We start from the raw sequence: 12,080 nt of genomic DNA, 5'->3' as shown, positions 1-12,080 counted from the left end.
ATATATACAGCTAAATCCTACAAAATTGGTAGCCTATAGGGAATTGATAGCTTTTTATTTTTTCTTTTATACTTTGTTGCAAAAAAGGACTATTTAGTTTAAAATGATACTTGTATTTTAATTAATACGATTATGTATGCAAATACATAACTTCAACATAGACAATAGGGAGGAACATTATGTTAGGTGACAACATGTTTTTAACTGGTTTGTCTTATGTTCTAGCTGTGCTTTTAGGTGTTGGCTTATTGCGCTTTTACTATATGGTAAGAGTGTCAAAAGCAAACGTCAATGCTGAAAAAATCATTGATGAAGCCAATAGTAAAGCGGATAATATTGTAAAAGAATCTATACTTGATGCAAAAACTCAGGCTTATGAATTAAAATTACAGGCTGAAAAAGAAATTAAAGAACAAAAACAGCAATCAACAGATTTTGAAAACAAGTTATTACAACGTGAACAAAATATTGATCGTCGTGATATGATCTTACAAAATAAGGAAGATTCATATGATCAAAAGGTTCAGCAGTTGAACAAAAAGGAATTAGAACTAAACAAACTAGAGGAACAGTTAAAGGAAAAAATTGATGCCAAAATAGTTGAATTGGAAAAAATTGCTGCGATGACAGCAGGGGAAGCTAAAATCGAACTATTTAAACAAGTTGAACAGAAAATGGCAACGGAAGTGACTGCTTATATTAAAGAACAGGAAGAAGAAGCCAAATCTAAAGCATCAATGCTCTCAAGAGAAATCATTGCCACTGCAATTAATCGCTATGCTCAGGAAGAAACAGTTGAAAAGACTGTCTCTGTTGTCGCTCTGCCATCTGAAGAGATGAAAGGTCGTATCATCGGTCGCGAAGGACGTAATATCAAGTCGATTGAACAGTTCACAGGTGTCGAATTGATCATTGACGATACGCCAGAAGCGATCACAATTTCTTCATTTGATCCGATCCGCCGTGAAATCGCGAAACGTTCATTGGAAGTATTGATTCGTGACGGACGCATTCAGCCGGGACGTATTGAAGAAGTTGTTTTGAAAACGAAAGAAGAAATAAATGAAATTATTCGTCAAGCCGGAGAAGATGCGGTCTTCCAGTTAGGATTGGCGAAAGTGGATAAAGAAATTGTAACTTTGATAGGACGTTTAAAATATCGTACAAGCTATGGGCAAAATGCTTTACAGCATTCATTGGAAGTTGCTCATTTGGCGGGAATCATGGCAGCTGAATTAGGATTGAATCAGAATTTAGCGAAACGTGCCGGATTACTGCACGATTTAGGAAAAGCGATTGACTTTGAAATTGAAGGAAGTCACGTTGAAATCGGGGCTAAGTTTGCCAGAAAACATGGTGAAAATGCGGTTGTGATCAATGCAATCGAATCCCATCATGGAGATGTACCGGCAACGAGTGTTATCTCGATTTTAGTAGCTGCGGCGGATACATTGTCTGCTGCCCGTCCAGGAAGCCGTTCAGAAAGCTTACAAAATTATATTCAGCGTTTAGAAAAATTAGAAGCAATCTCAAATGAGTTTGACGGCGTTGATAAGACATTTGCGATCCAAGCCGGACGTGAAGTTCGTGTCATGGTTAAGCCGGAACGCTTAGATGATTTGGCTTGTCATAAATTAGCGCGAGATATTAAAGAAAAAATTGAAAATGAATTAACTTATCCAGGTCATATTAAAGTAACAGTGATCAGAGAAATCAGAGCGAGCGAAATTGCAAAATAGTAGGTTTTAAAACCTACTTTTTTAAATAAGGAGATTTTTATGAAATTATTATTTATCGGAGATATATTTGGACGCAGCGGCCGAGGGATGATTGAAGATCATCTTTATGCATTAAAAAAGCAGCATCAAATCGATTTTGTTATTGCGAACGGTGAAAATTCAGCGCATGGAAAAGGGATCACACAGCGTGTTTATGAAGAATTGATCTTCAATGGTGTCCAGGCAATCACAATGGGAAACCATACTTACGCTAAAAAAGAGCTGTTGGATTTTATTGATGAAGCGGATCGATTAGTCGTTCCCTATAATCAATTGAAAACATTGCCGGGAGTAGGAAGCCGTGTCTTTACTTGGAAAAATAAGCGCATTCGTGTAACCAACTTATTAGGTGTTGCCTTTATGAATGGCTATAACTATAATCCTTTCATTGCCATGGACGAATTGCTGAAGGAATGTGACGAAGATTATCATATCGTCGATTTCCATGCTGAAACAACCAGTGAAAAAATTGCTTTGTCTTATTATTTAAGCGGGCGTGTCAGTGCTGTTTTAGGAACGCATACTCATGTTCAAACAGCGGATGAAAAAATCATTGATCAAAAAACAGCTTTTATCAGTGATGTGGGAATGACCGGACCTAAAGAGGGGATCATTGGCTGTTCTAAAGAATCTATTCTTTATAAAATGACCACAGGTTTGAATCATCGCTTTGAGGTGGATGAAGGTCCTGCACAGCTGTGCGGGGTGGTTATTGAGTTTGATGAAGAGACGAATCTGCCAATTAAGATTGAGAGAATTATGATTTAGTCATAATTCTTTTTGTTTAACATATGAATGAACCGAGGAGGAAACATATGGAAACAATGAAAGTATCAAGACAATCAAATTCAAATCTGGTAGCAGGAGCACTTGCCAATATCATCCGGGTAGAAGAAACGGTGACAATGGTCGTGATCGGCGCTGGAGCCTTGAATCAGGCTGTAAAAGCGGTAGCGATCGCCAGAGGGTTTATCGTTCCAACCGGACATGATCTCGTTATTGTCCCTTCGTTCAAAGAGCTGGTCGTTGATGAGAAAGAACGTACCGCTATAAATTTACTGATAAAATTAGTTTAATCATTGAATTTCATAAGCCTGTGATGTATAATGTAAACGTATACAGGAGGTATGGAAAATGCAAAAAATTATTGTTAGCGCAGGGATGTCAGCACTTATCATCAAAATGTTAGATGGTTATAAAGATGACAAAATTTCATGTAAATTTGTTGAAAAGACTGGAATCAACTGTTTATTTGATGTAGAAACAGAAATGGATGCCGCAACAGCAGCAGCTTATATCAAAAAAACAGTGAAAGCAATGCCTGAAGGCGTTTCACTTTATTTCTCAGTTAAACCACAATAAATCAAATAAGGGCTTGTCCCTTATTTTTTTGTGGAAAAAATAAGCTTCTTCGTGTATACTCATTAAAGAAAGTGGTGAAATGATGGAAAAAGATTACACAAAATATTTTAAAGGACCTTCTTTAAAAGAAGCGAAGCATCGCGGAAAAGAAGAAGTCAAAATATTAAAAGATGAATTTGTTATTCCTGAAGCAATGAAGAATGCTGGGGAAGGGAAAACTTATTATATTAAAACTTATGGCTGTCAAGCAAATGAACGTGACAGTGAAACAATGCGCGGAATTTTGGAAAGCATGGGTTACCAGGAAACAAAAGCAATGGATCAGGCAGATGTTGTTTTATTAAACACATGTGCGATCCGTGAAAATGCAGAGTTAAAAGTATTTGGTAAGATCGGAGATCTAAAACGAATTAAACGTGATCGTCCGGATATGATTTTTGGAATGTGCGGCTGTATGGCACAGGAAGAAGAAGTAATTGCTCGCTTGCTGCAAAAACACCCACATACGGATTTAATCTTTGGAACCCATAATATTCATCGATTGCCGGAATTGCTGCATGAAGCGATGATGTCAAAGGAAATGGTGATTGAAGTTTGGTCTAAAGAAGGCGATATTGTTGAAAATGTGCCGGCTTCCAGGGAAAATCCATTAAAAGCATGGGTGAATATCATGTATGGCTGCGATAAGTTCTGTACATACTGCATTGTTCCTTATACTAGAGGAAAAGAGCGCTCACGTTTACCAAAAGATATTCTTCACGAAGTAGAAGAATTAAAAGCATCGGGGTATAAGGAAATTACTTTGCTTGGACAAAATGTTAATTCATACGGTAAGGACTTTAAAGAGGCTTACAGTTTTGCCGATTTAATGCGTGATGTCGCTAAGACAGGAATCGAAAGAATCCGTTTCACAACTTCTCATCCGTGGGATTTTACTGATGAGATGGTCGATGTGATTGCGGAATATGAAAATATAATGCCGTTTGTTCATTTGCCGGTTCAATCAGGAAATGATGAAGTATTGAAATTAATGGGGAGAAAATATAATGCGGCTTCTTATAAGGCGCTATTTGATAAAATCAAAGCGAAGATTCCACATGTCAGTGTTTCGACAGACATCATTGTCGGCTTCCCAAATGAAACCGAAGAACAATTCCAGGATACTTTAAAGATGGTTGAATACTGCCAGTATGATAATGCTTATACATTTATTTATTCACCAAGAGCGGGAACTCCGGCCGCTAAAATGGAAGATAACGTAGACTTAAAAGTGAAAGAAGAACGTTTACAGCGTTTAAATGAAACGGTTAATCGTTATTCTCTTGCACAAAACAAAAAATATTTAGGACAAACGGTGAAAGTTTTGGTAGAAGGATATTCTAAAAAAGGAAATGATATGCTGATGGGGTATACAGATACACAGAAATTAGTTAATTTTTCCGGTGATCCTAAACATATTGGAGAAATTGTTGAAGTTGAAATCACCGATGCTAAAACATGGTCATTAAATGGTAAGATTTGTGAATAATGCAAAGGACATTGCTTTAAAAATAAATAAAGCAATTAAAGAAAGTGAGATTTATCAGGAATATCAGGTTTATGAGCAAAAGATTCTTGAAAATGAAGCGTTGAAAAAAGAAGAAGCAGCGTTAAAAAGGATGCAGCAGGAAATCGTCAATGCAACGTATCATGAGGCACAAAATGCAGAAGCATTAAAAGCGGAATATCAAAAGAGAATGGAGGCCTATGAACTTCATCCCTTAGTGGTAAATTATTTGGCAGCTAAAGCTGCGCTTAACGAATATCTGCAATATATCAATCAATATATTAACGGGGGGATAAAATAAGACAAAAAAGAATTGTCTTATTTTATTTTTATCGCATATAGTGTTAAGGGAGGGATACGATGTCTAATATGATTCGAGAAATTTACACCAAAGCACTGTTAGCCAAAGGGATGAAAACGACATTATCCACATATAAGATCACTTTACCTAATACATGTGATTCGATCTTAGGGTGTTGGATCGTGGATCATCACCATCAGGCCAAGATCAGAGATAACCAAACATATTCCGTTGGAAGTTATGATGTTCATTTATGGTACAGCTATGACAAAAACAAAAGCGAAGTCTTTGTCAGCAAGATTACTTACTGTGATGAAATTGTTCCGGAAAAATTAGATCCAAAAGAATTTAATGAGAGCGATGAAACGATAAGTACCTGCTTACAGGAGCCAAAATGCATTAAAGCAACCGTTCTTGAAGAAAAAGAAATAGAAGTCGAGCTAGAGAAAATAATGGAAATTAGTGTGTTGGGAGAAACGATGATCAAGATTGAGATGAGAGATGACATCAATCAGATCGATCCGAATTTTATTAAGTAGCAAACAGATGAAAAATTATGGTATAATATGAAGCAAGGATGTGGTTAAATGAAAGAAAAATATACGCCAATGATGATGCAGTATTTAGAAATAAAAGAACAATACCAAGATGCGATCGTGATGTTTCGTTTAGGCGATTTTTATGAAATGTTTTTTGAAGATGCCAAAACAGCATCAAAAGTATTAGAAATTGCATTAACCGGGAGGGATGCCGGAACAGCGGAGAGAGTTCCAATGTGCGGAGTCCCTTTCCATGCGGTTAATGGATACATACAGCGTTTAATTGATAAAGGCTACAAGGTTGCTATTGTCGAACAACTGACACAGCCCGGTGTTGATAAGATCGTAAAGCGTGGGGTTATTCAGGTAATTACTCCGGGAACCGTAATGGAAGACGCAATGAACTTTAAAGAGAATAATTTCATTGCCTGCTATGTGTCGTATGAATTCAACAGTGTCGTTGGTTTTGCCGATATTTCAACGGGTGAGACAAGTGTGATGATGATCGATAAAAATGAAGAAGCCCTTATCGATGCTTTGCTCTCTAATAATATTAAGGAATTAGTAGTTTTGGAAAACGAAGTGAATCTTGATCACCGTAAACTTCAGGAAAATTATCATATTTTAATTTCCTATGCCGATAATGTCACTTTTAAGGAAGCTTATAAACCGTTGTTTAAACACATTAGTGATATGAAAATGATCAAGACGATGTCCATCTTATTTAATTATTTGGTAGAAACACAGAAACGTGAACTTCCTTATTTACAGGAAGTGCGGCTGATTGAAAATACAGACTATTTAAATATGGATGTGTTTACTAAAAACAGTCTGGAACTACTGACAACGATTCGTCAAAATGAGAAATATGGAAGTTTATTCTGGCTGTTGGATCATACAAAGTGTGCAATGGGATCGCGTTTACTCAAACAATGGATCGATAAGCCTTTGATTGAACAGAATGCCATTGAAAAACGACTGGATTTAGTAGAACTTCTGATCGACAATTATTTAGAAAGAGAGTCATTGAAGGAGATTCTGAAAGATGTCTATGATTTGGAACGTTTAGCTGCTCGTGTCGCTTATGGGAATGTCAATCCCCGTGATATCAAGTGGATCGGTACTTCTTTAAAAGTTGTTCCGGAATTACGCAATCAGCTGTTGGCGTTGAATCATCCGCTGACCAATGAACTGCTCGTAGATTTAATAGATCTTTCTGAAACGACAGATTTAATTGATCGTGCCTTAGTGGATAATCCACCAATCAATTTAAAAGACGGGGGATTGATTCGCAGCGGATACAGTGCTCAATTAGATGAGTTTACCGATGCGAGAGATCATGGCAAGCAATGGATTCTGGAATTCGAGGCGAAAGAAAAAGAACGCACCGGTATTAAAAATTTAAAAATCGGATATAACCGTGTATTTGGCTATTACATAGAAGTAACCAAGAGTTACTTATCACAAATTAAAGATGAATTTTTATATACACGTAAACAAAGTTTAGCGAACGCTGAGCGTTTCATTACACCGGAACTTAAAGAAATGGAAAATAAGATTCTCAGTGCGGAAGACAAGATTACAAAACTAGAATATCAGTTGTTTACAGAACTGAGAGATGAACTAAGAAAAGTTGTTTCAAAGATTCAGCAGGTAGCCAGTGCCATTGCAAAAATCGATGCTTATCAGTCTTTGGCAGTGGTCTCAAGTCAAAATGGTTATGTGCGACCGACCTTTAACCATAATCATGTGATTGATATCAGTGAAGGAAAGCATGCTGTCATTAATGAAGTGATGAAAAAACAGCGTTATGTAGAAAATGATATCTATATGGATCAGTCCAGTCATGTCTTGATGATTACCGGACCAAACATGGGTGGTAAATCGACTTATATGCGACAGATTACATTAACGATTATTATGGCTCAAATCGGCTGTTTTGTTTGTGCGGCATCAGCGAATCTGCCCATCGTTGACAAGATCTTTACACGCATTGGGGCAAGTGATGATCTCATCAGTGGGCAATCAACATTTATGGTGGAAATGCTGGAAGCGAATAAAGCCTTGCAGGGTGCAACCGAGAATTCATTGATCGTATTTGATGAAATCGGGCGCGGGACTGCCACTTATGATGGAATGGCGATTGCGCAGGCAATCATTGAATATATTGTCAATAAAATCCATTGCTTAACGCTGTTTTCTACCCATTATCATGAATTAACAGAACTAGAAAGCACCTTAGGAAATATAAAAAATGTCCATGCCAGTGTAAGTGAAGATGGACATGATATTATTTTCTTATATAAAGTGAAACCTGGAAAGGCAAATAAATCTTATGGGGTTAATGTCGCAAAACTGGCACATTTACCAGATAGTCTGCTTTCTAGGGCAAATGATATCTTAATGTCTTTAGAAAATAATACAGTCGAAATAAAAGCCATTGAAAAGACAGAAAAGGTGATTGAAAAATCAATGGTTGAACTCTATTTAGATAAAATTGATCCAATGGCTTTATCACCGTTGGATGCATTATCTACATTAATTGAACTTAAAAATATGGCAGGGAGGTAGTATATGGGGATTATCAGACAATTAGACAAGCAGTTGGCGAATAAAATTGCTGCCGGAGAAGTGGTTGAACGTCCGGCTAACGTTGTAAAAGAGCTGGTAGAAAATAGTATTGATGCTTCAGCACGTTCAATTTCAATCTATATTGAAGAAGGCGGAATGCAGATGATTAAAGTCATTGATGATGGTGACGGGATGGATGCCATTGATGCCCGTATGTGTATAAAAACACATGCCACCAGTAAGATTAAAGATGATTTTGATTTATTCAATATCACTACTTTAGGGTTCCGTGGCGAAGCGATTCCTTCCATTGCATCCATTTCACAATTTGAGTTAAAGACATCACAGGGGGTGCAGGGCTATCGTGCCTTCTATGATTTTGGTGAACTAGTAGAAGAAGGCGAATCCGATGCGAAAAAAGGAACAACCATCACAGTCAGAAAGTTATTCCATAATGTTCCGGCACGTTTAAAATATTTAAAAAGTGTCAATTCGGAGTTCTCACATATTCAAGGTTTTGTTGAAAAATTTGCTTTAGCTTCTCCTCATATTGCGTTCTCTTTATATCATCAGGATCGATTGATTTTCAGAACCAGTGGAAATGGACAGTTGATTGAAGTCATCGGACAGATTTATGGATTGGGAGTCGCTAAAAATATGATCAAAGTAGAATTTAGTGATGAAGAGTTTTCCATCAGCGGCTACATATCTAAAATTGATACTTCACGAGCATCAAAAGCAAACATTATTACTTTAATCAATCAAAGGGTAGTGCGTAATTTAATGACGATCGATGCAGTTAATTTAGCCTATCGTGATTATTTAGCGTCTGATCGCTATCCCATAGCTTTTATTAATATTGAGATTGATCCTTATTTAGTGGATGTCAATGTTCATCCAGCTAAAATGGAAGTGCGTTTTTCTAAAGAAGGACAATTAAAAGAATTGGTTTATAATGGCGTAAAAGAAGCTTTAAAAGAAAATGATCTGCTTTATCAACCCAAAAATAAGGAAACTGAAAAAGAAACATTTAATAAACCTTTCGCTCAGCCATCGCTTGATTTAGAACCGGAAGCTATGACGGGGGAAGAAAAGGTAGGATTAGCGTACGAGATTCCGGAATATGTCAATCATCATATTGAAACTGTTGCACAAGAAACTAAAGAACCATTAGTTATTAAAGAGACACAGCCGGTTTATCAAGAGGAAGCACCACGACCAATTAAGAAGAAAATTTACGCTAAAACACAAATCCATGGCAGCTATATTGTTGGTGAAAATCAGGAAGGGCTTTATCTAGTGGATCAGCATGCAGCCAAAGAACGTGTTAATTATGAATATTATAAACGTAAGTTTGAAACGTTTATTCCTATTTATCAAGATTTACTGATTCCGCTAGTGTTTGAATTTCCAATGAGTGAATTCATGATTTTAAAAGAAAAGAAAGATGCTTTATTAAAAGTAGGAATAGAACTCATTGAATTTGGCAATAGTAGCTTTACGGTGAAAAAATTGCCAATTTGGATGAATAATATAGATGAAAAGAAATATATTGAAGATATGTTGGAACAGATTTTAACGATTAATAAGGTAGATCTGCCAAGCCTTCAGGAACATGCGGTTGCGACATTGAGCTGCAAAGCTTCATTGAAAGCTAATACTTATCTGACTTCGCAGGATATGCAGACCATTTTAGATGATTTAATGCGCTGTGATAATCCTTATGTATGTCCGCATGGACGTCCGGCTGTTATTTTTTACTCAGCCTATGAATTAGAAAAATTATTTAAGAGGGTGGTATAATTGAAATCCATTATTGAAACCATATTAGAATTCGTTTTAGGTGCCATTATCATTATGATCATCAGTTACATGTTTGATAGTGTCTACGTTAAAGATTTTACAGTAGCTTTATTAGTTGCAGTAGTGCTGGCAATCTTAAACAAATTAATCAAACCGATCTTAACGGTTCTCGCTTTTCCTATTACATTGATGACATTGGGAATCTTCCAATTGATCGTCAATGGATTTATCTTAAAGTTAGCGACAATGATTTTAGCTCCTGACTTTCAGATCAGTTCTTTCTTCATGATGATCGTGACGTCTGTTTGTATCTCGATCATGTCTAGTATCGTAGGCATTAAAAATGACTGATCAAGTCATTGTCATCGTTGGACCGACAGCAGTTGGAAAGACAAAGCTAAGCGTCGAATTAGCGTTGAAGTTAGACGGAGAAATTATCAGTGGGGATTCCATGCAGATTTATCGCAAAATGGATATCGGAACCGCAAAAGTAACGCAAGAAGAAATGCAGGGAGTGCCTCATCATCTGATTGATATTAAAAATTTTGATGAGGAGTATTCTGTTAAAGAGTTTCAGCAAAATGTCAGAGATTGTATTCAAGCAATTCAGAAACGTCGGCACGTTCCGATTATTGTCGGTGGAACCGGGCTGTATATTAAAGCAGCATTGTATGACTATACATTTCAAGAGGAGGTCGAGTCTGCTTCCGATCCTTATTCGGATTTAACAAATGAGGAACTGCATCTTCGCTTAAATCAGGTTGATCCACTCAGTGCGCAAAAGATTCATCCTAATAATCGCAGAAGAGTGCTGCGTGCTTTGCAGATTTTTGAACAAAGCGGTAAAAGCAAAAGCGATCATTTATCTTCGCAACAGCATATTTGTTTATATAATGTTCGCTTTATTGGACTGACATTGCCACGTTCGCTTCTTTATGAGCGAATCAATCAAAGAGTCGATGCCATGATGCAGCAGGGGTTAATTGAAGAAGTCGAACGGTTGATACATCTTGGCGCACTTTCGTCACATCAAAGCATGAAAGCTATCGGCTATAAAGAATGGTTTGACTATTTCAATCAAAGTATAGGTTTAGAAGAAACACTGGAAAAGATCAAACAGAATTCACGTCGGTATGCCAAAAGACAATATACCTGGTTTAGAAATCAGATGGATATCCATTGGTTGAATGTAAATATAGACGATTTCGATCAGACAGTGCAAGCAGCTCTAAGGTATGTGGAAAAAGGTGAACATTATCACTACATTGCATTTAATTATGCTTTTCAAGATTTAGGCTATTTTAAGCATTCTGGCATTTTAGACTATTGGTTTGGCTACACTCAGGGAGAAAAAGAAAATCCTACAATGTATGAGCTTCGTACACAGCGCTATCATCACCAAGTTTTAATTGTTATATATTTTGATGAGACGCTGATTTCCATGAAAGAATTGAAATCACTGTATCAGCAGGGACTGGATGAAAAATTATGCAGCTATGTTAAGCCTGAATGGGATGATGAAGGCATTCAAATCGATAAATTAGTACGAATAAAGGAGCTTGTATGAAAATTGTATTACAAAGAGTCACTTATGCACAGGTAAAGGTAGATGGTAAAGTTGTTGGGCGAATCGACCAAGGCTATTTGGCTTTAGTTGGATTTACCTCAAACGATACTGTTGAAATCGTTGAAAAAATGGCAAGTAAGATGATTGGTCTGCGTGTGTTTAGTGACCATGAAGATAAAATGAATTTGGCGTTAGAAGATGTGAATGGAGCAATCCTATCGATTTCACAATTTACCTTGTATGCTGACAGTAAAAAAGGAAGGCGCCCAAGTTTCATTCAAGCCGCTAAAGGGGAAACAGCAACCATGCTTTACGATCACTTCAATACTTATATTAAAAACAGGGGAGTGAAAGTGGAGACGGGGATCTTTGGAGCCGATATGAAAATCGAACTTCTAAATGACGGACCTGTTACCATAATTTTAGATTCAAATGAAATTCTATAAAACATCTGAAATTTTTCAGATGTTTTTTGTATAAAAAAATAAAAGTGGATAATAATATAGTAGGATTACCACAGAAATTGACAAAAATGCAAAAAAAGTAAAAAAAAGCAAGAAAAGACTTGTCAAAGGAGAAAGGACGTGGTAATATAAACAGGCAGTCCAATCAG

At 36.7% G+C, this 12,080-nt stretch carries 12 protein-coding genes; all 12 read left to right on the top strand.

The genetic code is table 11. The features are described 5' to 3' along the window. Window positions 1-179: 179 nt before the first annotated feature. The 12 genes from rny (at window position 180) to dtd (ending at window position 11,913) form a co-directional block, all read left to right on the top strand. Window positions 180-1,739: a ribonuclease Y gene (rny, locus tag ACLRVU_RS12855; protein WP_041138511.1), complete on the top strand. Its 1,560-nt coding sequence runs from the start codon at window positions 180-182 to the stop codon at window positions 1,737-1,739. A gap of 39 nt (window positions 1,740-1,778) precedes the next feature. Then, window positions 1,779-2,546, top strand: coding sequence for a TIGR00282 family metallophosphoesterase (locus tag ACLRVU_RS12850; protein ID WP_412892154.1), 768 nt, complete (start codon window positions 1,779-1,781; stop codon window positions 2,544-2,546). Window positions 2,547-2,593: 47 nt separating this feature from the next. Continuing rightward, window positions 2,594-2,854, top strand: a complete 261-nt coding sequence (locus ACLRVU_RS12845; protein ID WP_041138509.1) for a stage V sporulation protein S — start codon at window positions 2,594-2,596, stop codon at window positions 2,852-2,854. Between the two features lie 58 nt (window positions 2,855-2,912). Continuing rightward, window positions 2,913-3,140 carry a hypothetical protein gene (locus ACLRVU_RS12840; protein ID WP_147553219.1) on the top strand — a complete coding sequence of 76 codons (228 nt, stop codon included), beginning with the start codon at window positions 2,913-2,915 and terminating at the stop codon, window positions 3,138-3,140. 82 nt (window positions 3,141-3,222) lie between these two features. Beyond that, window positions 3,223-4,668: a tRNA (N6-isopentenyl adenosine(37)-C2)-methylthiotransferase MiaB gene (miaB, locus tag ACLRVU_RS12835; RefSeq protein WP_412892153.1), complete on the top strand. Its 1,446-nt coding sequence runs from the start codon at window positions 3,223-3,225 to the stop codon at window positions 4,666-4,668. After that, window positions 4,661-4,987 (top strand): YlbF family regulator, encoded by a 327-nt coding sequence (locus tag ACLRVU_RS12830; RefSeq protein WP_412892152.1) that lies wholly within the window; start codon window positions 4,661-4,663, stop codon window positions 4,985-4,987. Before miaB ends, ACLRVU_RS12830 begins: the two co-directional genes overlap by 8 nt. 59 nt (window positions 4,988-5,046) lie before the next feature. Continuing rightward, a complete protein-coding gene (cotE, locus tag ACLRVU_RS12825) occupies window positions 5,047-5,526 on the top strand; it encodes an outer spore coat protein CotE (RefSeq protein ID WP_412892151.1) in 480 nt (159 codons plus the stop codon). 48 nt (window positions 5,527-5,574) lie between these two features. Then, window positions 5,575-8,097, top strand: coding sequence for a DNA mismatch repair protein MutS (gene mutS / locus ACLRVU_RS12820; RefSeq protein ID WP_412892150.1), 2,523 nt, complete (start codon window positions 5,575-5,577; stop codon window positions 8,095-8,097). A 3-nt stretch (window positions 8,098-8,100) separates the two neighbouring features. Then, window positions 8,101-9,900: a DNA mismatch repair endonuclease MutL gene (gene mutL / locus ACLRVU_RS12815; RefSeq protein ID WP_412892149.1), complete on the top strand. Its 1,800-nt coding sequence runs from the start codon at window positions 8,101-8,103 to the stop codon at window positions 9,898-9,900. Further along, entirely contained in the window at window positions 9,901-10,251 is a 351-nt protein-coding gene (locus tag ACLRVU_RS12810) for a phage holin family protein (RefSeq protein ID WP_412097122.1), read from the top strand. Further along, complete coding sequence (miaA, locus tag ACLRVU_RS12805) at window positions 10,244-11,467, top strand: tRNA (adenosine(37)-N6)-dimethylallyltransferase MiaA (protein WP_412892148.1); 1,224 nt, start codon at window positions 10,244-10,246, stop codon at window positions 11,465-11,467. The genes ACLRVU_RS12810 and miaA overlap by 8 nt, the downstream gene beginning before the upstream one ends. Next, window positions 11,464-11,913 (top strand): D-aminoacyl-tRNA deacylase, encoded by a 450-nt coding sequence (gene dtd, locus ACLRVU_RS12800; RefSeq protein ID WP_412892147.1) that lies wholly within the window; start codon window positions 11,464-11,466, stop codon window positions 11,911-11,913. The genes miaA and dtd overlap by 4 nt, the downstream gene beginning before the upstream one ends. Window positions 11,914-12,080 lie beyond the last annotated feature (167 nt).

The sequence above is a fragment of the Beduini sp. genome (genome assembly GCF_047239305.1).
GTDB lineage: Bacteria > Bacillota_I > Bacilli_A > Erysipelotrichales > Coprobacillaceae > Beduini.
The sequence above is the reverse complement of the archived record's forward strand: the minus strand, read 5'-3'. Positions and strand labels throughout refer to the sequence as shown.

Coding starts and splice junctions, on each gene's coding strand:
- miaB (WP_412892153.1), top strand. CDS start 3,223: ATGGAAAAAGATTACACAAAATATTTTAAAGGACCTTCTTTAAAAGAA.
- ACLRVU_RS12850 (WP_412892154.1), top strand. CDS start 1,779: ATGAAATTATTATTTATCGGAGATATATTTGGACGCAGCGGCCGAGGG.
- mutS (WP_412892150.1), top strand. CDS start 5,575: ATGAAAGAAAAATATACGCCAATGATGATGCAGTATTTAGAAATAAAA.
- dtd (WP_412892147.1), top strand. CDS start 11,464: ATGAAAATTGTATTACAAAGAGTCACTTATGCACAGGTAAAGGTAGAT.
- miaA (WP_412892148.1), top strand. CDS start 10,244: ATGACTGATCAAGTCATTGTCATCGTTGGACCGACAGCAGTTGGAAAG.
- rny (WP_041138511.1), top strand. CDS start 180: ATGTTAGGTGACAACATGTTTTTAACTGGTTTGTCTTATGTTCTAGCT.
- cotE (WP_412892151.1), top strand. CDS start 5,047: ATGTCTAATATGATTCGAGAAATTTACACCAAAGCACTGTTAGCCAAA.
- ACLRVU_RS12845 (WP_041138509.1), top strand. CDS start 2,594: ATGGAAACAATGAAAGTATCAAGACAATCAAATTCAAATCTGGTAGCA.
- ACLRVU_RS12840 (WP_147553219.1), top strand. CDS start 2,913: ATGCAAAAAATTATTGTTAGCGCAGGGATGTCAGCACTTATCATCAAA.
- mutL (WP_412892149.1), top strand. CDS start 8,101: ATGGGGATTATCAGACAATTAGACAAGCAGTTGGCGAATAAAATTGCT.